This window comes from Kitasatospora sp. NPDC056731, from assembly GCF_040687675.1.
In the GTDB taxonomy this organism is placed as follows: Bacteria; Actinomycetota; Actinomycetes; order Streptomycetales; family Streptomycetaceae; genus Kitasatospora.
This window is the reverse complement of the sequence record NZ_JBFBNR010000079.1, coordinates 1-20,770: the sequence shown is the minus strand read 5'-3', so window position 1 is coordinate 20,770 and position 20,770 is coordinate 1. Positions and strand designations below refer to the sequence as shown.

Here is a 20,770-nt window from a genome sequence, read left to right as displayed (position 1 = left end):
GGCGGCCCAGCCGCAGGTCGGCCTCGATCCGCTGGTCCAGGGCGCAGAGCCGGGTCTCCTCCAACCGCTTGGCCTCGACGGCGAGTTGACCGCCGAGCGGGATGTCGGCGAAGGCCGGACCGCGCCACAGGCCGAGCGCCTCGCCCAACTGGCGGGCGGCGAGCGGGAAGTCGCCGCCGTCCATGGCCCGGTAGCCGAGGCCCGCGAGGCGGTCGAACTCCTGGAGGTCGACCAGTCCGCCGCCGCTGTCGAGCCGGTAGCCGCCGGGCGAGGTCACCAGGACGCCCTTGGCTCCGCACGCTCCCCCGGCGTCATCGCGGTGGGCGAGCGCCCGGTCGATGAGGTCGCGCAGTTGGAGGACGTAGGTCTGGACGGTGGTGCGCGCGCTGCGCGGCGGATGGCCGGACCACAGTTCCTCGGCGAGGACGCCCGCCGAGATGACCTGGTCGGCGCGCAGGGCCAGCAGGGCGAGCACTTGCCGTGGTTTCGGCGCCGAGGGCACCACCGACACCCCGCACACCTGGACCCCCAAGGCCCCTAACACCCGGATCTCCATGACGTCCACCCCAATCCAGACGGATCGGCGACCCCGACGGCCACCGGCCGGCCGGTGCTGCGGCTACCGCACAGCCGAGCACCGGGTGCTCATCCAAAAACAGGACGGACGGTTTGTCAAGACAAAACCGAACGAGCTGTTTGTTTTTGAACGGACAATCGAGCCCCGGACTGCTGCGACCAACCGGAATGACCGCCGCCGCGAGCCCCGCCGCGTCAACCCCGGACGCACACTCTCAGGCCCCGCCCGCACGGGCCGCCGCCAGCTCGGCCACCACCCGCTCACCACGGTCCGAGCCCAGGTCCAGCGTGGCCAGCACCCCGGGGACGGTGATGCTCGGCATCACGTGCCGGTACAGCACGGCCACCCGGCGCTCCAGATCCGCCCGGCCGGACATCTTCTGGGACTGGATCTGCACGCCCGTCCAGGCACCCGTCACCAGCCACGCCGTCTCGGCCGGCAGCACGTGCGGCAGCAGCTCGCCCCGCTCGCCGGCCGCCGTCAGCACCGCCTCCAGCCGGGCGATCCACCCGGGCGTGGCACCACCGCCGAGGTCGCCGAACACGTCCTGGCCGAGCGAGAGCCGCGCGCCCGCGCTCAGCAGCGGGTCACGCGGCATGAGATGCGCGACGACCATCCCCAGGTCGACGAACTCCTGGAGCTTGCAATGCCGTTCGGGGATCTCGTCCCGACCGAACTGCTCCTCCACGACGCCCTGCGCGAGCTCCCGCTTCGACGCGAAGTGGAAGTACACCGCGCCCCGGGTCACACCCGCGCGGGCGACCACCTCGCCGATCGTCGCCCCCTCGTACCCGTGCTCGTCGAAGACCGAGGCCGCCGCCTCCAGGATCAGCCGACGCGTCCGGATCGCCCGCTCCTGCCGCACCACCGCAACCACCCCGCCTGAACCGCTCGGCAAACAAAACCAAACACCCTGTATCTTACCCGCCGGTCAACCGGCGATCCCTCCTCCCCAGGTCGCATGCACCCGCCTTCGAGCGAAGGAAAACCGCGTGGACGGCACAGGGCGGGAAAGCGACCGCCGCCCCTCCCCCAGCCGACAGAGCCGGAATCCGGCTCCCCACTTCTGGCCGCATCCCACCGAAAACGGCCCACTGTGATAATGCACCTGTCATCCCACTTTTGGGGATTCCTTTGCAGGCCAGGCGGCATCCACCCCAGGCTCGGTCCACCCGGACGGCCATCACGCGGCACCTGGAGCGACCACCCGACCACGCTCGGCCGCCAACGAACCTTCGTTCGGGCTCCTTGAAAACCAAACCGGAAGGTACGTATCTTACGAGCCCTGAGCAGCCCACCCCGCCCGCCACGGCCTTCCGGAGCGCTCCCATGACCCTGCTTGCCTACCGCGCCCCCGCCATCTCCCGCGCCGCCGGCGCGGACCACGGCACCACCCCCGGCCGCACCGCCGGGCCGTCCGTGCCGACCGGACCGGCACCGCGCCTGACCAGCACCGTTGCCAAGGAGTACGTCCACCGGGCCTGCCACGCCGAGGTCTTCCTCACCGGCAGCGAGCAGCTGAACGAGACGACCTTCGCCGTCACCGCGCAGTGGCCGCGCGCCCACACCTTCTTCACCACCCCCGACGGAACCCGGCACGACCCGATCCAGACCGCTGAAACGATCCGCCAAGCCGGGCTCTACCTCGCGCACACCCGGTTCGGCGTCCCGCTCGACCACAAGTTCATGATGTGGAACCTCGACTACACCACCCGCCCCCGCCAACTGCTCATCGGCGCGGCGCCCACCGACCTCAGCATCGAGGCCAGACTCGTCCCGCAGCCGCGCCGGAGCGGCACCACCATCGACTTCACCCTCAGCGCCGTCATCCGACGCGGCGCCCACCTCGCCGCCACCGGACACACCCGGTTCACCACCGTGCCGGACTCCACCTACCGGCGGCTACGCGGGGCCCGCCGCGAGGCCGACCCGGCGCCCGCCGTCTCCGGCGAGCCGCTGGCCCCGGGCCGAGTGGGCCGGATCCGCCCCTGCGACGTCGTCCTGACCCCGGCCGACGCACCCGGGACCTGGCACCTCACCCCCGACCCCTGGCACCCGATCCTCTTCGACCACGCCAACGACCACGTCCCCGGCATGGTCCTGCTGGAGGCCGCCCGCCAGGCCACCAACGCGCTCGTCTCACCGGCCACCGTCATCCCCGCCTCCGCCGCGACCACCTACCACCGGTACGCCGAGCACGACGCCGCCACCACGATCACCGCCCGGCACACCCCCGGTGACGACCCGGACGCCCTCACCACCACCGTCACCGGCCACCAGAACGGCGAGCCGATCTTCACCACCGTCCTGACCGGCCACGCCGACCAGCGGTGACCGGCACTGCCGGGCGCTGACGGGCGCTGACCGGCACTCACGGGCTCCCGTCGACCCGCGCCGGCCCCGACCAGTCCCGACCAGCGCGGACCAGCCCTGACCAGCACGGACCGCCAGCCGCCCACCGTCCCACCCGGCCCGCCCGACCTCCACGGTCGAGCGGGCCGTCGGCACGTCGGAGACGAACCCCTCCCACGGACTGGCACCGGACGAACACCTGCGCGAGGATGTCAGCCCTTGGATTCGCAGTGACCGGGAGTACACAGTGCGTGAAGTCGCTTCGCACCAGAACGAGTTGATCAGACTGACGGACCGCCCCGGCACCGACGACGCCACCGGGCACGAGGGGCGCACCGGCGGCCGGAGCGTACGGGTGCGGGTCCTGGGGCGACACGCACCGGGCTCCCTGCTCGGCCACGACTGGCTGGACTGCGAGATCACCGTCACCGCCGACTCGGCCCGCGGGCAGTTCGTCACGCTGGTGACGGAACGTCAGCTCCAGCAGTGGGAAGCCGCCCTGGAACGGTTGGCGCGGCGCGAGGCAGTGCGCTGGCTGGACGAGGAGCACGGCCCGGAGCTGCGGATCGAGCCGGGGCGGCCCGGCGGCCTCTGGGTGACCGTCTCCGACGCCGAGGACTCCGGCGTCACCCTCCGGGTCGTCCTGTCCCCCGCCCCCGGCTGGCTGGACGAGCAGCGCGCCCTGCTCAAACTCGTCCGGGGCGCCTACCCGTTCGAGGTGGTCGAGGTCGCCCCCGGCATCCACGCCTGGCGCGGGCAGCAGGGGAACGGCAACTGACGGACTGTCAAGATCATTTTGATGACAGGGCCGACGCCCGGCGCAGCGAGCGGCCGGGCCGGGCAGGGCAGGGCGAGCGGCAGCATGACCGGTCCGGTGGCGGTGACGGTGGTGTGGCGGTGGCGGTGGCCCGGCCGCCACCGATAATGGCGACATGATCGAGAAGCAGCTCCGCGTCGTCCTCGCCGAGGACTCGGTGATCCTCCGGGACGGCATGGTCGAACTCCTCACCGCGCGCGGGTGCGCCGTGGTCGCCACCGCCGGAACGGCCCCCGAACTCGTCGCCGCCGTCGCCGAGCACCGGCCCGATGTGGCCGTGGTCGACATCCGGATGCCGCCCAGCCACACCGACGAGGGCATCCGCGCCGCCGTCGAGCTCCGCTCCACCTCGCCCGGGGTCGGCATCCTGGTCTTCTCCCAGCACGTCGAGACCGCCTGGGCGGCCCGGCTGCTCGCAGGTGGCGCCGCCGGCGTCGGCTATCTGCTCAAGGAACGCGTGGCCCGCACCTCGGAGTTCGTGGACGCGCTGCAGCGGGTCGCGGCCGGCGGCACGGCGCTCGACCCGGAGATCGTCAACGGCCTGATGCACGGCGGGCGGCGCAGCCGCGTCGACGCGCTCACCCCGCGCGAACGGGAGGTGCTGGAGCTGATGGCGCAGGGTCACTCCAACCGCTCGATCGCCGGGCTGCTCGTGGTCTCGGAGCGGGCGGTGGAGAAGCACGTCGCCGCCGTCTTCGCCAAGTTCGACCTGCCGGCGACCGAAGCCGACAACCGGCGGGTGAAAGCCGTCCTCACCTACCTCGCCGAGAACGGCGGCTGAGCCGGGAGCAGCGGTGCCGTGGACGGCCCCGCCGCGGGCACCCGTCACAGGCTGCTCGGCAGTTCGGCGGTGACCGTCGTCGGCCCGCCAGGCGGACTGTCCACCCGCAGCACCCCGTCCACCGCCGCGAGCCGCTCGGCCAGGCCCGCCAGACCCGAGCCGGAGCCCGAACCGGAGCCTCTGCCGGAGCCCCCGCCCGGAGCGGCGCCCCCGCGGCCGTCGTCGCGCACCGTCAGCCGCACCCGCCCGCCGGCTGCGCTCGCCGTGAGCTCCGCCGCCGCCGCGCCGCTGTGCTTGGCGACGTTGGTCAGCAACTCGGCCGCGCAGAAGTAGACGGCCTGCTCGATCGCCGCGTCCGGCCGCTCCCTCAGATCCAGCCGGACCGTGACCGGCACCGGCGCGGTGGCGGTGAGCCCGGGCAGTGCCTGGGCGAGGCCGCCGTCCAGCGCCACCGGGTGGATGCCCCGGGTGAGCCGGCGCAGTTCCGCGATGGTGTCGTCGGTCTGCCGGCGAGCCCGGTCGACCAGGGTGCGCAGGCGCTCGGCCTCCGGAGTGCCGGGCGGGCCGGGCTGCCCGGGCTGCCCGGTCGGTCCGGGCTGGGCGTCGCCAACGGCCTCACCGGTGACCTCGCCGGTGACCTCGCTGAGGGCGTCGTCGGCCAGCGAGAGCGTGATGGCGAGCGCGACCAGTTGCGCCTGCGTCCCGTCGTGCAGATCGCGTTCGAGACGGCGCAACCGGTCGGTGTTCTCGGCGAGCAGGGTGGCCCGGGCGGTCTCCAACTCGCGCACCCGCTCCTGCGACCGCACCGGGCCGAGCAGCAGCCGAGCGAGGCCCCGATTGGCCGCGCTCACCGCCCGCAGCGCCGCCGGCACCACCGCCAGTACGGCGAGCCCGACCGGGGCCCCGGCCACGTCCGGCCAGCCGACCGGCCTCGGCCCGGGCTCCAGCAGGCGCACCCACAGCGGGAAGCCGACCAACCAGACGCAGCTGAGCGGCAATCCGACCGCGACCAGGAAGCCGAGCACCCCCAATGGCAGCCGCAGCAGCAGGTAGAGCAGTGCCCGCCAGGCCACCGGGTCGGTCAGCACCGCCCGGCCCCGGGCGATCGCCCCGGACGGCCGGGGCAGCGCCCCCGGGGCCGGCACCGGCTCGCCGAGCAGCCGCCCGACCAGCCGCCGGTGCAGCCCGCCCAGCCCGCGCGCCCCGGCCAGGGCGGCCACCACGAACGGCAGCCCGAGCACGGTGAGCGAGAGCAACGCCCCGGCATAGAGCACGGCCACGGCGTAGACCCCGCCGAGCACGCCGATCGGCAGCCCGAGCAGCGCGAAGGCCAATTCGCCACCGCGCACCGACAGATACCGCCGACGCTCAGCCACCGTCCACCTCACCACTCCCACTCACCGCACTCACCGTGCTCACCGCACTCACCGCCTCGACGACACACCCAGGCGGCTTCGACCCGACCCCGCCGCACCTGGCGAAGGGCCCGGTCACCCCCGCTCACCCCCGCTCACCGCCGACCGCCTCGACCGCGCGCCCCCGGATCGCCCGCAGGCCGGTGCCCAGGATCCCCGGTACCGTCAGCGCCGCCGCGCCCGCCACCACCCAGCCGCACGCAGCGCCGGGCACCATCGGCAGCACCGACCCCGTCACCGCCCGGGCGAACGCCCCCGTGGCGACGGCCGCCACCGCCGCACCCAGCAGCACGCCGACCGCCGTGGTGAGGGCCGCCTCGACGGACAGCATCCGCAGCAGTTGCCGCCTGGTCGCGCCGACCAGGCGCAGTAGCGCGAACTCGCGCCACCGGTCGGCCGTCAGGGCGACCAGCGTGTTGACGGTGGAGACGGCTGCGAAGCAGACCAGCATCCCCAGTTCCGCCTCGCGCAGCCAGACGTCCGTCGCCTTGGTGACGCTGGTCGTGGCGCCGGTCGTACGGACCACGTGCTCGGCGGTGCTCGTCATGATCAACATGGTGCCCGACAGCCCGACCAGGAGCGCGACCGGCACCACGGCCGAGGAGAGCCGGGCCGCGTAGCCGCGCAGGTTGGCGTCGGCGAGCCAGCCCGCCCCGGGGGCCAGCACCCGTACCGGCGCGCCGAGCACGGCGGCCACGGCCCGGGCGGCGAGTGGCCCGAGCAGCGCGAGGGCGATCAGCAGCACCAGCGAGCCGAGCATCGCCGCCTGCCCCGCCTTGTCCAGTTCACCGGCCCCTCTGGTGGCGGCGAGCCGCAGCAGCAGCGCCCCGCCCGCCAGGACGGCCAGCCCGGCCAGCACCCGCAGCACGCCCGCCCGCCGCTGGCCCGAGGTGTCCGCGGTCAGCGCGGCGGCCGGGGTGAGCCGGGTGATCCGTCGGGCGGCGAGGGCGGTGGCGGCCAGGCCGACCAGCAGCGCCACCGCCAGTGCGACCAGCATCGGCACCGGCGTTCCGGGGATCCGCAGGCCGGACGCGGCCAGCCCGCGCCGTTGGAGCGCGGCGAGGAAGCCCCGGGCGGCGAGGGTGCCCGCCGCGCCGCCGGGCACGGCTATCAGCAGAATGGTCGCCGCGACCTGGGCCCGCACCAGCCGACGCACCTGACGGGGTGTCGCGGCGACCGTCCGCAGCAGGGCGAGGTCGCGGTGCTGCTGGCGGAGGGTGAAGCCGAGCGCGTTGACCACGACGAACAGCGCGACCAGGACGGCGATCTCACCGAACGCCCCCGCGATCAGCAACAGGCCCGGCCCGGCCACCGCCCGGTGGGTCACCGCGGCGGGGGCCGTGGCCTGGGCGGCGACCAGCGAGCCGAACAGCGTCACCGTCGCCACCGCCAGGAACAGCGCCGCCGCCAGCCCGGCGAAGGAGGCCGGTCGGCGCCGGATCTGGCCGGCCGCCAGGGAGAGGACGGGGCTCATCGTGCTCCCCCGCCCAGCCGGCTCAGCCGCTCGCCGACCTGTGCGGCGGTCGGCCGGTCGAGCTCGTCCACCAGCAGCCCGTCGGCCAGCAGCAGCACCCGGTCCGCGTAGCCGGCGGCCACCGGATCGTGGGTGACCATCACACACGTCCGCCCGTCCAGGTCCACACCGGAACGCAGCAGGTCGAGGATGTCGTGCCCGGTCGCCCGGTCGAGCGCGCCGGTCGGCTCGTCCGCGAACAGCACGGCCGGCCGCGCGACCAGCGCCCGGGCGATCGCCACCCGCTGCTGCTGGCCGCCGGACAGCTGCCCGGGCCGGTGCCGCTCCCGCCCGGACAGGCCGACCCTGGCGAGCGCCTCCCGCACCTGCGCCCGGTCCGGCCGCGCCCCCGCGAGCCGCCCGGGAAGTTCGACGTTCTGCGCGACGGTCATCGCGGGCATCAGGTTGAACGCCTGGAACACGAACCCCACCCTGGTGCGGCGCAGCTGCGCGAGCCGCCGCTCGGGCAGCCGGGACACCTCCGTCCCACCCCAGCGGACGGTGCCCCGGGTGGGGCGGTCCATCCCCGCGAGGCAGTGCAGCAGCGTCGTCTTGCCGGAACCCGAGGGCCCCATCACCGCCGTGAACGTCCCCGGCGCGAAGGCCACGGACACCCCCCGCAGCGCCCGGACGGCGGCCGCGCCCCGCCCGTACTCCCGGTGCAGCCCGTCCCCGGTCAGGGCCGCGCCCGCCACCTCACCGCTCGCCGCCACGGCGGCTGTCGTCATCCCGTTCATGCCCTCCATCCTGGACATGAACGGCCGCACAATCGATTGGGCTGGCCCCCCAATTCGGGGTTCGGAAAACCGAACCCCGCAGGTGGTCCTACCTCCGGACCCAGGACGCGTACGTCGGGTCGAGGCCGTCGCGGTCCCCTCTCACCCCGGCGCCATCGTGGTCGAGGTCGACCGACCCGAGCCACCGTCACGGCGCCGACCAGTGCGGTACTAGGCTGGCTCCCGTTTGACCGGGGGACGGGGGACGGATGTCTGAGGACGGGGGTCACGTGACCTTGCTGGAGAACGATCCGCGCGAGATCGGCGGGTACCGGCTGGAGGGCCGGATCGGCGCGGGCGGCATGGGCGTCGTGTACCGCGCGCGGTCACTGTCCGGGCGGCAGGTGGCGCTCAAGGTGATCCGCCCCGAGCTCGCCGGGGACGAAGAGTTCCGGGCCCGGTTCCGGCACGAGGTCGAGGCCGCCCGCCGGGTGAGCGGGGCGTTCACCGCGCCCGTCGTCGACGCGGACCCCGACGCCCCGTCGCCCTGGCTGGCCACCCTGTACGTCCCGGGCCCTTCGCTGGCCGAACGGGTCGCCCGGCAGGGCCCGTTGAGCCCGCCGGAGGTACGGCGGCTGGCGACGGGCCTCGCGGAGGCGCTGCGGGACATCCATCGCGCCGGGCTGGTGCACCGGGACCTCAAGCCCGGCAACGTCCTGCTCGCCGAGGACGGCCCCCGCGTGATCGACTTCGGCATCGCCCGCGCCCTGGACGGCACCCAGCTCACCAGCACCGGAGTCGCCGTCGGCACACCGCCGTTCATGGCGCCGGAGCAGTTCCGGCACGGCGACACCAGCCCGGCCACCGACGTGTTCGCGCTCGGTTCGGTACTGGCCTTCGCGGGCACCGGGCGCGGTCCGTTCGGCGCGGACTCCTCGCACGCGGTGGGCTTCCGGGTCGTCTACGAGGAGCCGGACCTCGCCGGGCTGGCGGCGGAGCTGCTCCCGATGGTCGCGGCCTGCCTCGCCAAGGAGCCGGCGCGACGGCCCACCCTGGAGACGTTGCTGACGTGGTCCGTCGCGGGCGTGGAGCCTCCCCCGGCCGCTCCCGACACCCGGCCCGCGACCGTGTGGGAGCGGCCCACCGTGCCGCCCGTTCCGACCGAGCCGGACGTCCGCTCGGCACCCCTCGCGCCCGCCTTCCCCCCGCCCACCGGGCCCCCCGTCATACCGGCACCGTCCGGCACCGCCGTGCCCCGGCCACGCCGCCGGACGGCCGCGCTCGTCGTCGCGGTCGCCGTCGCGTTGGCCGCGGCCGGCGGCACGGCCGTCCTGCTGCGGCAGAAGGAGAAGGACAACGGCGGTGCCGGTGCCCTGCCCCCGGCCGCCTCGGCGCCGTCCACTCCCGGCCAGTCAGGCCACCCAGGCCAGTCAGGCCCGCCCGACTGCCCTTCGGCCCGCGCTGTCGTGGGCGGAGACGGTCCGTTGGAGACCGTCATGAGCCGTTGGACGGCCGACTACCACCAGGCGTGCCCCACCGCGAACGTGACCGCCACCGACGTGAGCGGCACCGCCGGCCAGCAGTTCGTCGCCGGCCAGGTCGACGCCGTCACCCTCGACGACGCACCCCTGGGCGACGAGGCCGCCGGCCTCGGCAAGCGGTGCACGGCCGCCCGGCCCGCCCAACTCCCGCTCGCCGCCCTGCCGATCGCGGTCGTCTACAACGTCCCCGGGCTCGACTCGCTGGTGCTGGACGCCCCGACGGTGGCCCGGATCTTCAACAGCCAGATCACCAGCTGGCGGGACCCTGCGATCGCCACGCTCAACCCCGGCCGGGTGCTGCCCGACACGACCATCACCGCGGTCCACCCGTCGGGCGTGTCGCCGATCACGCTCGGCTTCACCCGCTACCTCGCCAAGGCCGCGCCCGCCGCCTGGCCGTACCCGGCGGTCGCCCGCTCCTGGCCTGCCCAGGCGATGGGCGGTCTGACGGTCGGTGACCTCGGCGCCGTCCGCCCGACGGTGGCCGGCAAGTCCGGCGCGATCGCCTTCCTCCCGTTCAAGGACGCCGACGGGCTGCGGACCGCCAAACTGTCCGCCGGCTCCGGCCCGGTGGCCGCCACCACCGAGGCCGCCACCGCTGCCCTGGTCGGCGCCAAGGTCACCGGCACGGGCACCGACCTGACAGTCGACGTCGACTACGCGAACCCCGGCTCCGGCGCGTACCCGCTCGTCCAGGTCGGCTACGCGGTGTTCTGCGGCACCGACGCACCGGACAACCGCGACAACCACCCGACCCGGGCACTGGTAGGCCTGCTCTCCCACGCGGTGAGCGCCGCCGGCCAGCCGGCCGCGACGCAGTCGGGCTACGCCGCGCTGCCGCCCGCCCTCGCCCGTCAGGTCACCGACGCGCTGAACGGCCTGACGGCCGGCTGACCCGGCAACGGTGGGCGGTGGGCGCGCCGGCCTCCCGCCCGGCGAGTCGGTGCCGCCGCTCACCGGCCGCGACGCCCGACGGCAGGACGCGGCTCGGGCCACCGCCGCGGTACGCCCGCGAGCCGAGCCTCACCCGCCCCGGTCCCCGCGCCGCCCATCCGACGAGGGATCATGAACGGGTGACCATCGACCTGCTGCCCGGCCACGGCGTCCGCCTGCCCGCGCCGCTGCCCGAACTGCGCTTCGGCCTCACCGAGGCGACGGTCCGCCGCCTGCTGGCCCCGCACCGCGAGGCGCTCCCGGGCGGTGTGCACCCCACCTTCGTCTGCGGCTCCAGCTGGGCGCTGCACTTCACCCTGCCCGGGGTCGGCGTCACCCTCTGCTCGGGCCCGGGCGAGCACCTCCGGGCCGTCTTCCTGTCGCGCTGCCCGGTGGAGCCGGTGGAGGGTGCGGCCGCCTGCCCGGTCGGCCTCCACGGCATCGACGTCTTCGGCTGGCCGGCCCACGAGGTGGTCGAGGCGCTGCGCGCCGAAGGCCTGCCCGTCCCCGACCCCGTCCACGGCAACGTCCGGTACGACACGCTGCGCCTCAGCCGAAACACCCCCGTGCGCTGGACCCCGGCCGGCGGGCGGAAGCCGCGCCACGAACCGCCGTTCACCTTCGGCCTCGTCTCCCTCTCCTCCTCGGCCCCCGCCGCCCCGGACGAGGCGGCGCCATGACCGGGCCGCCGGGCCGTGGCACTCGCCGGCCGGTTCGTCGGGCCGTTCCTCGGAAGCCCACCACCCCTCACCCCCTCACCAGGAGTCGACATGACCACCACCCCCGCGACCACTCCCTCGACCATCGCCGTCCTCGGGCCTGGCGGCGTCGGCGGCCTGATCGGCGGCCTGCTCGCGCGCGCCGGGCACCGGGTGATCTGCCTGGCCGGCGAGGAGACCGCCGCCGTCCTCAACCGGGACGGACTGCACGTCCGCAGTGGGCAGTTCGGTGATTTCACCGCCCGGGTCGAAGCCGCCACCGAACTGCGCGAGCCGGTCGACGCCGTGTTCGTGACCGTCAAGGCGACGGCGCTGGCCGACGCGCTCGACCGGATGCCGCCGCAGGCCCTCGGCTCCGCCGTCGTGGTGCCGCTGCTCAACGGAATCGACCACGTCACGGCGCTGCGCGAGCGCTACCCGGCCGGGCAGGTCGCGGCCGGCACGATCCGGGTCGAGGCCACTCGCACCGCGCCTGGGCGGATCGAGCACACCAGCCCCTTCGCCGTGCTCGAACTGGCCGGACTGGTAGTGGACTTGGCCGATCAGCTGCGGCGCGCCGGCCTCGATGTCACGCTGCGCGAGGACGAGACCGCGATGCTCTGGAACAAGCTCTCCTTCCTCGCCCCGTTCGCGCTGCTCACCACCCGCCACCGCAGCGAGGTCGGCGTCGTGCGCACCGAGCACCGGTCCGAACTGCTCACCGTCCTCGACGAGATCGCGGCCGTCTCCGGCGCGGCGGGCGCCCCGGCGGACGCACAGGCACTGCTCACCGCCTTCGACCGGGTGCCCGGGTCGATGAAGTCCTCGATGCAGCGCGACGTGGAGGCCGGCCGTCCGATCGAACTGGACGCCATCGGCGGCGCCGTCCTGCGGGCCGCCGCCGCGCACGGGGTCGACACCCCGGCCCTCGCCGGACTGGTGCGCGACCTGTCTGAACCGGCCAACCGGTAGCACCCGCAGCCGACTTCACGTCGTGGGGCAGGGCCTCTGACGTGAAGTCGGTGACATCGGTGAATTCGGCGAAGTCGAGCCCGGAATCTGATGTTCCATCAACTCCCGTTCCCGGCCGACAGTAAAGGTTCACCCATGATTCACCCGATCGGGCGGAACCACGAGTGGGCGATCAGGCGTTGTTGCCGGCGGGAGGGATACAGACATGACAAGGAAACCGTACCGACTGGCCGCCGCCGCACTCGCGCTGCTCGCCACCGCTCCACTACTCAGCGCGTGCAAGGACGTCGACCAGGCACTCGACTGCGGCAAACAGGCCGTCAGCATCACCGGCGACATCCAGGACCTCGCCTCATCGGCCATCAACGTCGGCCAACTCACCGACCAGGAGCGCCGCAAGCACACCGCCGACGCTCTGAAGAAGGTCGGCGACGACATCAAGAAGCTCCGCGACCACAACAGTGGGGACAAGCTCGACAAGGCCACCGACAAGCTGAACAAGGCCGTCTCCAGCGCCCAGGACAACGTCTCCAAGGGCAAGATGCCCGACATCGGGGCGATCACCGACGCCGCCGGCGACGTGACCAGCGCCTGCGCCGGGTCCTGAGCCACCTGCCGCACCGCCCGCTCCCGGCCCCGCACCCGCGGGGCCGGGAGCAACCCGGGGCCCGCCCCGGCCTGTCGCCGCCGACCGGGCCCCGCCAGGCGGTAGGAATGGCACCGGGACCGAACCGCACCACGGAGGCACCGGTGAACCACCCGATCCTCGACCAGATCCGCGACCTGCGCGCCGAGTTGGCGCCCGGCGACGCCGCCCCGGCACTCGTCACGGCGCTCGCCGACGGCACGGCGCCCCGCTCGGCCCTGGCCGAACTCGCCGCCCAGCAGCACCGGATCATCGCCTCCGACCGGCGCAGCCTGCTGCTGCTCGCCACCCGCAGCGCCGACCGTCCGGTGAGCGCCTGGTTCGCCAGCCTCGCCGAGGGCGAGAGCGCCGCGCTGCGCACCCTGCCCGGCCTCGCCGCCGCCTGCGGCCTCGGCCCGGACGAACTCGCCGCCCGGCCACCGCTGCCCGGCTGCCAGGCCTACCCGGCCTACCTCGCCTGGCTCGCGCTGAACGGCGGGCCCACCGCCGCAGCCGTCGCCCTCGTCACCAACTTCACTGCCTGGGGCGGCTACTGTGCCACCATCGCGCAGGCCCTGCGGGACCACTACGGCTTCCCCGACCAGGCCTGCGCATTCTTCGACTTCTTCGCCCAACCCGCCACCGCGCTCGAACAGCAGGCCGCCGACGCCCTCGGGCCGGACCCGCTGGACGGGCCGACCCTGGCCGCGGCCCGCGAGCACGGCCGACTGCTCCAAGCGTACGAGCACCTGTTCTGGGACACCCTCGGGCAGCTCGACCAGGATCCCCCGGGGCCGCGAGAACGGGCCGACCGGGCACGGGAACTGACGGCTCGCCCCCCGCACCCGGTCGGCCTCGCTCAGGCCTGCCAGTGCGGCTTGCCGCTGACCATCCGGCAGTAGATCATCCCCCCGTTGGCGTCATGGGTGCTCTTGCCGAGATCGGCGTTGCGGCAGAACTGCCCGGCCGCGTAGCAGTTCCCCGCGTTCGAGCGGAGCTCGCACTCCGCGCCGCCGGCCGCCGCGGTGTGCTGCGGCTCCGGGGCGGCCGGCGGCTGGGCCGTGGTGGTCGTCGGCTGCGGCGCCTTCGGGGTGGGCGACGGCGCGTGGGTGCCGGGGGCGGCCGGTGCGGGGGCGGCCGGTGTGCTCGGCGCGGGGTCGGACGCGGGCGGCGGCGTGCTGGCCGGGGGCGCGGCGGGCGGTGCGGCCGGCGGGGTCGACTGGCTGGTGGCGGCCGCCGGGGCGGTCACCGGGGGCGAGGCCTTGGCTCCGCCGTCGGCGGCCGACGGGTCGCAACCGGTCAGCGCCAGACCGACGGTGAGGACGAGTCCGGCGAAGCCGGCCAGGCCGGCGCGCCGACGCCCGCGTATGCGTGAAGGCATGGGTGGAGAACGCTCCGTTCCGTTTGGATGAGGTGTGCGATTCAAGCAGAGCCCGCACACGATCCGTGCACGGATCTCCCACTCGTTGGCAGATCGAGATCTGCCGACCACCGAGCGTCGCCACCCTCCGGTCCGCCGTCACGCTGCGCCGAACCGCCGAGCCGCTCGCCGGGCCATGGGCCGCCGTTAGGGCAGCCCCGCCGTCCGGCGCTCGAACACCTCGGGGCGCGCGGTCTCCAGGGCGGTGGCGACCGCGCCGAGAAGGACCGCCTCCTCCCCCAGCAGGCTCGGCGCGAGCGTCGGACGCATCGGGGCGATCCGGTGCAGGGCCTGCTCCAGCGGCTCCAGGAGCAGGTCCGCGCTGTTGCCGATGCCGCCGCCTAGGACCACCAGGTCCGGGTCCAGTACGGCGGACAACACGGCGACGGCGTAGGCGAGTTGGCCGGCTTCACGGTCGACGGCCCGGACCGCCGCCAGGTCACCGGCCCGGGCCCGTTCGAAGACCTGCTTGGCCGTGGGCGCGCCGCCCAGCCCGAGGTCCTGGGCGGTGCGCACCACGGCGTCCGCGGCGGCCTCCTGCTCGATGGTCGCCGGAGGCTCACCGGCGCGGGCGGGCAGCGGCACCAGGCCGATCTCGCCCAGCGCGCCGTGCGCGCCGAGCAGCAGTTCGCCGTCCTTGACCACGCCGACGCCCAGGCCGGTGCCGACCAGCAGGTAGGCGAACATCCGACTGCCCCGGCCGGCACCGAGGGTGTACTCGCCGAGCGCGGCCAGGTTGGCGTCGTTGGCCACGGTGACGGCCACCCCCAGGCCCTCCCCGATCCGGTCGAACAGACCGGGCCGGCCCCAACCGGGCAGGCTGGTGGCGTAGCGCACGCCGCGCCGCTGCTCGTCCCACACGCCCGGGGTGCCGATCACCGCGTGCACGATGTCGTCGGCGGCCAGGCCCGCCTCGTCGATGGCCTCGTGGGCGGCGGCGACCACGGCGTCGGCGACGGCGTTCGCCGAGCGGCCCCGGTTGGCCACGTCGCGGCGGGCGACGACCGTCCCGGCGAGGTCCGCGACGGCGACCCGCAGCCTGGCCCGCCCGATGTCCACGCCGAGCACGTGCCCGGCGGCCGGGTCGACCTCGTACAGCACCGCGGTGCGGCCGCGCTCGGGGGCCAGCCGGCCGGCCTCGCGGACCAGCCCGGCCTGCTCCAGGGCGGCCAGGGCGGCGGAGACGGTGGGCTTGGACAGGCCGGTGTCCCGGGCGAGTTGGGCGCGCGAGGAGCCGCCGCCGGTGCGCAGCAGTTCGAGCAGCAGCCATTCGTTGTTGCTGCGCAGCCGCTGCCGGTTCCACGGCACTGCCGGGGCCCCGGCCGCCGGGCGGTGGGTCGGCAGGTGGCTGCTCATCGGTTCCTCCGGTCTGGGCGGGACGGCTGGCGGGCGGGCTGCGCCGGGCGGTGCCGGCACGGCCCGCGGCGTCCGGTGTCGGGCGCCGCCGCCCAAGTATGACCGGCGATCATTCCGTTCCCACCCCGGCCGCCGGCCCTGTACCGTCCCGAGCAGCCCCGTACCGCCCTGAGCAGCCCCGAGCCGCCCCGAGCGGGACCATCGGGCCCGTCAAGCCCGTCGGACCTGTCAGCCGCGTCAGGCCCCGGGTCGGATCCCTCAGGCCACCCAGCCGCCCGTCATCCGCCGCACCACCGAGCCGTCCAGGTCGGCCAGCTTGGTGCCGGCGAAGGCCCGGGCCGCCTCGGAGGTCTGCACCCGCAGCGGCGGCCGCTCGGCGGTGAGGGCCGCGACGATCGGGGCGGCCGCCTGCTCCGGGGTCTGGGCCTGGGCGAAGGCCTTCAGCGTGCGGTCGACGTAGGCCCGCAGGGCGGGGGCGTACGGGCCGGCCGCGGCGGTCAGCGCGGGCAGGTCGATGGCCTGGTTTCCGATGAACTCGCTGGCGACGGCGCCCGGTTCGACGACGGTGACGTGCACGCCGACGGTGGCGGCGACCGGCGCCAGCGACTCCATGAAGCCCTCGACGGCGAACTTGGCGGCGCAGTACGCCTCGTTGAAGGGCTGTCCGACCACGCCGCCGACGCTGGTCACGGTGATGACCCGGCCGCCGGAGGCCCGCAGGTGCGGCAGTGCGGCCCGGGTGACCTCGACCACGCCGAAGAAGTTCACCTCCATGGCGGCCCGCACCGGCGCCGTCCCGTCCTGCTCGATCGTGCCGACGTGGCCGGCGCCCGCGTTGTTGACCACCGCGTCGAGCCGGCCGTGCCGGACGAGGACGGTCTCCAGGCAGGCGGTGACGGAGGCCGGGTCGGTGACGTCCAGCTGCTCGACCTCGATCCGCCCGTCGACGCCCGCCTCGGCGGCGGCACGCCGCAGGGCTTCGGCCCGTCCGGTGTCGCGCATGGTGGCGACGACGCCGTACCCGGCGCGGGCGGCGGCCACGGCGGTGGCGAGGCCGATCCCGGAGGAGGTGCCGGTGATGAGGACGATCGGGGCGGCGTCGGTGTCCATGGAGGTCTCTCCTCGGGTCTCCCCGGACTTCTCCGGGGCAGAGTGTGTGCGTGTGCACGCACTCTATATTTAGGTGCACGCGCACGCAAACGCGATCGGCAGCCCGTCGGCGCCGGGCGGGCTGCCGTCACACCTTCGCCAGGGCGCCCTCCACGTCCGCCCACAGGTCCTCGGGGTGCTCGATGCCCACCGACACCCGCACCGTCCCCGGGCCGATCCCGGCGGCGGCCAACTCGGCGTCGTCGAGCTGGCGGTGGGAGGTGCTGGCCGGGTGGAGCACGAGGGTGTGCACGCCGCCGAGGGAGGGTGCGAGGGCGGCCAGGCGGACGGACTCGGTGAAGGTGCGGGCCGCCTCGCGGCCGCCGACGAGGTCGAAGGCCAGGACGCCGCCGTGGCCATCGGGCAGGAGCCGGCGGGCGAGGTCGTGGTCGGGGTGCCCGGGCAGGCCCGGATAGTGGACGGCCCCGACCGCGGGGTGGGCGGCGAGGCGGCCGGCCAGGTCGAGCGCGGTCTCGCAGTGCCGGCGGACCCGCAGGGCGAGGGTCTGGAGGCCGCGCAGGGTCAGCCAGGCGGCGAACGGGTCGGCGGCGGCGCCGAGTTCGATGGCGTAGTGCCAGACCTTGCGGTGCAGTTCGGCGTCCGCGAGAACGGCGACGCCGGCCAGGACGTCCGAGTGGCCGCCGAGGTACTTGGTGGCCGAGTGGATGACGACGTCCGCGCCGTACTCGATCGGCCGGCAGAGCAGCGGCGTCGCGAAGGTGTTGTCCACGACGCTGACCACCCCGGCCCGCTTGGCGACGCCGATCAGCCCGGGCAGGTCGGTGACCCTGGTGGTGGGGTTGGAGATGGTCTCCAGGTGCAGCAGCCGGGTGGTGGGCCGCAGCGCCGCCTCGACCTCGGCCGGGTCGTCGCCCCCGACGTGGGTGACCTCCACCCCCCAGCGCTCGGCGAGGTCGGCGAGCACGGCGAAGGTGCCGCCGTAGAGGCTCCGTTGGGCGATCACGTGGTCGCCGGAGCGCAGCAGGGCGAGCAGGACGGTGTTGATCGCGCCCATGCCGGAGGCGGTGGCGATCGCACCGGCGCCGCCTTCGAGGTCGGCCACCGCCGTCTCCAGCGAACGGACGGTCGGGTTGCCGTAGCGGTTGTAGAAGAAGGCCCCGCCCGGGCCGCTGAAGGCCTGGGTGAGCGCGTCGCTGGTGTCGAAGGCGAAGAGGTGGCTCTGATGCAGCGGCACGCCCATCGGACGGCTGCCGGCGGTGTCCGCGAGGGGCGGGTGGACGATCCGGCTCTCGGGGCGCAGCGAGCCGGGGGCCCGGTGTCCGTCGGGGGTCTGCTGTCCGCCAGAGGCCTGGTGTCCGTCGGGGGTCTGGTGGCCGAGGTAGTCGCTCATGCCGCCCATCGTCGGTCCGGTCGCACGCCGTGCCCAGGGCCAATCGCGCCCGGGTGGCCCGCCCCGGTGCCGCTGCGGCGCCGGGGCGGGCCACCACGGTTCACTTGCGGCGGCCGAAGATCCGCTTCGCGGCGTAGACGATGCCGACGATCAGCAGCACGAAGAACAGGATGATCAGGATGACCACCACGATCAGGAACTTGCCGAGCTTGGCGAAGAAGCCCGACTTCTTCTTCTCGTCCTTGGCCGCGAGGTGGGCGGCCGGCGCGGTCTGACCGCTCCGGGTGCTGACGGAGACGGCCTGGCCCGCCGCCGGGGCGGCCGGGCCGGAGCCGGTGACGGAAACGGTGGTGGCGGCGGCCGCGACGGGCCGGGGTGCGGCCGTCGCCGTCGCGCTCGACGCCGCGGCGGTGAGGCCGACGGCGGCCAGCAGTGCCACCAGGGCGCCGGCTATCGAACGTGCGATCCGGTGAGTCATCGTGCTCCTCGTACGGGTTCTGAGCAGCACAGAGGAGCCTGGCCGACCGGATCCGCTGGTCTGACCAGGTGGTTTTCTCATCTGCGCCTAGTATGCTCCACTGAGTTTCTACAGCGGTGTAAAAGTTTAGCGACGGGCCTGCCCGGATCGGCTCCGGCCCCGGCCACGCACGCCCGCCGGTCCGACGGGGGTTTCGTGGCAACTGTGGAGGATGACGACGTGTCTGGTCGCAGGGGTTCCCCCGGAGCCGGAAAATCGCCGCGCCGGGCAGCCGGCGGCTCGCCGGAGGGCCGCATACCCGACGGCCGCGTAGCCGAGGAGCGCACCGCGCAGGGCCGCCCGGCGGACGGCGGCCAGGCCGGCCGGCCGGATCAGGCAGGCCGGGCCGGCCAGGCCAGCCGGACGAGCCGGGCGAAGCCCAAGGCCAAGCGCAGCACCAAGGAGAAGGTGCTCTGGGCGACGGCCGGCTGCACCGCCCTCCTGGTCCTCGGCGGCTGCGCCGTCTACTACCGCCTGAACAGCAACCTCACCACCTTCGACGGCGACGCCCTCAGCAAGGACCGCCCGGCCGCCGCGGCGCCGGACGCCCAGGGCCGCAGCCCGGTCAACGTCCTGCTGATCGGCTCGGACAGCCGCGGCAACGGCAACAGCGACCTCGGCGGCGGCGGGGACGGCGGCGCCCGCTCGGACACCGCGATCCTGCTGCACGTCTACGCCGACCACAAGCACGCCGTCGGCATCTCCATCCCCCGCGACTCCCTGGTCACCATCCCGCCGTGCAAGCTCCCGAACGGCAAGTGGACCAAGGAACAGACCAATGTGATGTTCAACAGCGCCTTCTCGGTGGGCGACACCGACCAGGGCAACCCGGCCTGCACCCAGAACGCCGTCGAGAAGCTCACCAACCTGCGGGTCGACCACACCATCGTGGTGGACTTCAACGGCTTCGCCTCGATGACCAAGGCGGTCGGCGGCGTCGAGGTCTGCCTGCCGAACGACATCCACGAGGGCGATCTCAACCCGAACCTGGGCAAGAAGGGCAAGCTGGTCTTCCCCAAGGGCAAACAGAAGGTGGAGGGCCAGTCCGCGCTCGACTTCGTCCGGGTGCGGCACGGCATCGGCGACGGCTCCGACATCGGCCGCACCAAGCGTCAGCAGGCCTTCCTCTCCTCGCTCATCAAGGAGGTCAAGTCCCGCGGCATGGACCCGACCACCCTGCTGCCGCTCGCCGACGCCGCGACCAAGTCGCTCACCGTCGACCCCGACCTCGGCTCGGCGGCCAAGCTGCTCTCCTTCGCCATGTCACTCAAGGACGTCAACCTGCACGACGTCAAGTTCGTGACGGCGCCGTGGCGCTACGAGGGCCCGCGGGTCGCCCTGCTCCACCCCGACTCGGACCAGCTCTGGGCCGCACTCAAGGCCGACCGCACCCTGGACGGCCAGGACGCGAGCGCCACCGCCGCGGACTCCGCCGCACCAGGCACCCCCGCCGCCGAGGCCACCCCCAGCCCCACCGCCACCACCCCCGTCCCGGACGCCAAGAGCGGCGAGGCCAAGCCCGCCGACGTGAAGGTCGCCGTGCTCAACGGCACCGGCGCGACCGGGCTCGGCGGCAAGGCCGCGGAGGCCGTCAAGGGTGCCGGCTACACCGTGACCAGCGTCGGCAACGCGACCGGCAAGCCGCGCGCCACCACGGTCGTCGAGTACGGCGCGGGCGAGCGCGCCGCGGCCGACGCGGTCGCCAAGCTGTTCCCGGGCGCCACCGTGCAGGCCGGCGGCAAGGGCGTCAGCGTGGTGCTCGGCCACGACTTCGCCGCCGCCAATCCGGCCGGCGCCGCCGACCCGGCCGCCTCCACGTCGCCCGGCGGGGCCCCGGCTGCTCCGGCCCCGGTGCCCAGCAGCGTCGCCAACGCCGCCCGGTCGGCCGACGACGACCCGTGCGCCAACGTGTCGTACGGCTGACCCGGACGGGACGTACGACGACGGCGGGGCGCCTGCGGATCCTGATCCGCAGGGCACCGTCCAGGGCGATCGTCAGATCGGTCGGCCAGTCCCCGAGCGCCAGGAACTCCCGCT

19 protein-coding genes are annotated in these 20,770 nt (G+C 74.5%); 9 read left to right on the top strand and 10 right to left on the bottom strand.

Annotated features, from left to right (window positions below; genetic code table 11):
• Both AB0R04_RS37980 and AB0R04_RS37975 read right to left on the bottom strand, forming a co-directional pair.
• A partial coding sequence (locus AB0R04_RS37980; RefSeq protein ID WP_363378630.1) for an AfsR/SARP family transcriptional regulator occupies nucleotides 1-556 on the bottom strand: 556 nt, incomplete at its 3' end.
• 235 nt (nucleotides 557-791) lie between these two features.
• Nucleotides 792-1,445, bottom strand: coding sequence for a ScbR family autoregulator-binding transcription factor (locus AB0R04_RS37975; protein WP_363378628.1), 654 nt, complete (start codon nucleotides 1,443-1,445; stop codon nucleotides 792-794).
• Nucleotides 1,446-1,906: 461 nt separating this feature from the next.
• Between AB0R04_RS37975 and AB0R04_RS37970 the strand changes: the two genes are divergently transcribed.
• From AB0R04_RS37970 to AB0R04_RS37960, 3 genes are all read left to right on the top strand, one after another.
• The gene (locus tag AB0R04_RS37970; RefSeq protein ID WP_363378626.1) at nucleotides 1,907-2,911 is read left to right on the top strand and encodes a ScbA/BarX family gamma-butyrolactone biosynthesis protein; all 1,005 of its coding nucleotides are present in this window, start codon (nucleotides 1,907-1,909) and stop codon (nucleotides 2,909-2,911) included.
• A gap of 265 nt (nucleotides 2,912-3,176) precedes the next feature.
• Nucleotides 3,177-3,707: a DUF5959 family protein gene (locus AB0R04_RS37965; protein WP_363378624.1), complete on the top strand. Its 531-nt coding sequence runs from the start codon at nucleotides 3,177-3,179 to the stop codon at nucleotides 3,705-3,707.
• Between the two features lie 154 nt (nucleotides 3,708-3,861).
• Entirely contained in the window at nucleotides 3,862-4,527 is a 666-nt protein-coding gene (locus tag AB0R04_RS37960) for a response regulator transcription factor (RefSeq protein ID WP_363378622.1), read from the top strand.
• Between the two features lie 44 nt (nucleotides 4,528-4,571).
• Here the strand turns inward: AB0R04_RS37960 and AB0R04_RS37955 are convergent, their stop codons facing one another.
• The 3 genes from AB0R04_RS37955 to AB0R04_RS37945 form a co-directional block, all read right to left on the bottom strand.
• Entirely contained in the window at nucleotides 4,572-5,903 is a 1,332-nt protein-coding gene (locus AB0R04_RS37955) for a sensor domain-containing protein (protein WP_363378621.1), read from the bottom strand.
• A 124-nt stretch (nucleotides 5,904-6,027) separates the two neighbouring features.
• Nucleotides 6,028-7,416 (bottom strand): FtsX-like permease family protein, encoded by a 1,389-nt coding sequence (locus AB0R04_RS37950; RefSeq protein ID WP_363378619.1) that lies wholly within the window; start codon nucleotides 7,414-7,416, stop codon nucleotides 6,028-6,030.
• Entirely contained in the window at nucleotides 7,413-8,183 is a 771-nt protein-coding gene (locus tag AB0R04_RS37945) for an ABC transporter ATP-binding protein (protein ID WP_363378634.1), read from the bottom strand. The genes AB0R04_RS37950 and AB0R04_RS37945 overlap by 4 nt, the downstream gene beginning before the upstream one ends.
• 278 nt (nucleotides 8,184-8,461) lie before the next feature.
• Between AB0R04_RS37945 and AB0R04_RS37940 the strand changes: the two genes are divergently transcribed.
• From AB0R04_RS37940 to AB0R04_RS37920, 5 genes are all read left to right on the top strand, one after another.
• Nucleotides 8,462-10,606, top strand: a complete 2,145-nt coding sequence (locus AB0R04_RS37940) for a serine/threonine-protein kinase (protein ID WP_363378617.1) — start codon at nucleotides 8,462-8,464, stop codon at nucleotides 10,604-10,606.
• Nucleotides 10,607-10,785: 179 nt separating this feature from the next.
• A complete protein-coding gene (locus tag AB0R04_RS37935) occupies nucleotides 10,786-11,325 on the top strand; it encodes a hypothetical protein (protein WP_363378615.1) in 540 nt (179 codons plus the stop codon).
• Nucleotides 11,326-11,415: 90 nt separating this feature from the next.
• Entirely contained in the window at nucleotides 11,416-12,315 is a 900-nt protein-coding gene (locus AB0R04_RS37930) for a 2-dehydropantoate 2-reductase (protein ID WP_363378614.1), read from the top strand.
• A 205-nt stretch (nucleotides 12,316-12,520) separates the two neighbouring features.
• Complete coding sequence (locus AB0R04_RS37925; protein WP_063350735.1) at nucleotides 12,521-12,922, top strand: hypothetical protein; 402 nt, start codon at nucleotides 12,521-12,523, stop codon at nucleotides 12,920-12,922.
• A 143-nt stretch (nucleotides 12,923-13,065) separates the two neighbouring features.
• The gene (locus tag AB0R04_RS37920; protein WP_363378612.1) at nucleotides 13,066-13,842 is read left to right on the top strand and encodes a transcriptional regulator; all 777 of its coding nucleotides are present in this window, start codon (nucleotides 13,066-13,068) and stop codon (nucleotides 13,840-13,842) included.
• Here AB0R04_RS37920 and AB0R04_RS37915 read toward each other — a convergent pair.
• The 5 genes from AB0R04_RS37915 to AB0R04_RS37895 form a co-directional block, all read right to left on the bottom strand.
• Nucleotides 13,800-14,321, bottom strand: a complete 522-nt coding sequence (locus AB0R04_RS37915; RefSeq protein ID WP_363378610.1) for a hypothetical protein — start codon at nucleotides 14,319-14,321, stop codon at nucleotides 13,800-13,802. The two genes, AB0R04_RS37920 and AB0R04_RS37915, sit on opposite strands and share 43 nt — an antisense overlap.
• A gap of 186 nt (nucleotides 14,322-14,507) precedes the next feature.
• The gene (locus tag AB0R04_RS37910; protein ID WP_363378608.1) at nucleotides 14,508-15,716 is read right to left on the bottom strand and encodes an ROK family transcriptional regulator; all 1,209 of its coding nucleotides are present in this window, start codon (nucleotides 15,714-15,716) and stop codon (nucleotides 14,508-14,510) included.
• Nucleotides 15,717-15,974: 258 nt separating this feature from the next.
• Nucleotides 15,975-16,826: an SDR family NAD(P)-dependent oxidoreductase gene (locus AB0R04_RS37905; protein ID WP_363378606.1), complete on the bottom strand. Its 852-nt coding sequence runs from the start codon at nucleotides 16,824-16,826 to the stop codon at nucleotides 15,975-15,977.
• A 127-nt stretch (nucleotides 16,827-16,953) separates the two neighbouring features.
• Nucleotides 16,954-18,216 (bottom strand): aminotransferase class I/II-fold pyridoxal phosphate-dependent enzyme, encoded by a 1,263-nt coding sequence (locus AB0R04_RS37900; protein ID WP_363378604.1) that lies wholly within the window; start codon nucleotides 18,214-18,216, stop codon nucleotides 16,954-16,956.
• A 100-nt stretch (nucleotides 18,217-18,316) separates the two neighbouring features.
• On the bottom strand, nucleotides 18,317-18,694 hold the full coding sequence (locus tag AB0R04_RS37895; RefSeq protein WP_363378602.1) for a hypothetical protein: 378 nt from the start codon (nucleotides 18,692-18,694) through the stop codon (nucleotides 18,317-18,319).
• A 447-nt stretch (nucleotides 18,695-19,141) separates the two neighbouring features.
• On the opposite strand from AB0R04_RS37895, the gene AB0R04_RS37890 reads away from it, so the two are divergent.
• Entirely contained in the window at nucleotides 19,142-20,656 is a 1,515-nt protein-coding gene (locus AB0R04_RS37890) for an LCP family protein (RefSeq protein ID WP_363378632.1), read from the top strand.
• Nucleotides 20,657-20,770: the final 114 nt, after the last annotated feature.

Excerpts from the sequence above, each read along its gene's own strand:
- AB0R04_RS37970 (WP_363378626.1), top strand. The coding sequence starts at position 1,907 with ATGACCCTGCTTGCCTACCGCGCCCCCGCCATCTCCCGCGCCGCCGGC.
- AB0R04_RS37960 (WP_363378622.1), top strand. The coding sequence starts at position 3,862 with ATGATCGAGAAGCAGCTCCGCGTCGTCCTCGCCGAGGACTCGGTGATC.
- AB0R04_RS37950 (WP_363378619.1), bottom strand. The coding sequence starts at position 7,416 with ATGAGCCCCGTCCTCTCCCTGGCGGCCGGCCAGATCCGGCGCCGACCG.
- AB0R04_RS37945 (WP_363378634.1), bottom strand. The coding sequence starts at position 8,183 with ATGACGACAGCCGCCGTGGCGGCGAGCGGTGAGGTGGCGGGCGCGGCC.
- AB0R04_RS37930 (WP_363378614.1), top strand. The coding sequence starts at position 11,416 with ATGACCACCACCCCCGCGACCACTCCCTCGACCATCGCCGTCCTCGGG.
- AB0R04_RS37925 (WP_063350735.1), top strand. The coding sequence starts at position 12,521 with ATGACAAGGAAACCGTACCGACTGGCCGCCGCCGCACTCGCGCTGCTC.
- AB0R04_RS37915 (WP_363378610.1), bottom strand. The coding sequence starts at position 14,321 with ATGCCTTCACGCATACGCGGGCGTCGGCGCGCCGGCCTGGCCGGCTTC.
- AB0R04_RS37910 (WP_363378608.1), bottom strand. The coding sequence starts at position 15,716 with ATGAGCAGCCACCTGCCGACCCACCGCCCGGCGGCCGGGGCCCCGGCA.
- AB0R04_RS37905 (WP_363378606.1), bottom strand. The coding sequence starts at position 16,826 with ATGGACACCGACGCCGCCCCGATCGTCCTCATCACCGGCACCTCCTCC.
- AB0R04_RS37900 (WP_363378604.1), bottom strand. The coding sequence starts at position 18,216 with ATGAGCGACTACCTCGGCCACCAGACCCCCGACGGACACCAGGCCTCT.
- AB0R04_RS37895 (WP_363378602.1), bottom strand. The coding sequence starts at position 18,694 with ATGACTCACCGGATCGCACGTTCGATAGCCGGCGCCCTGGTGGCACTG.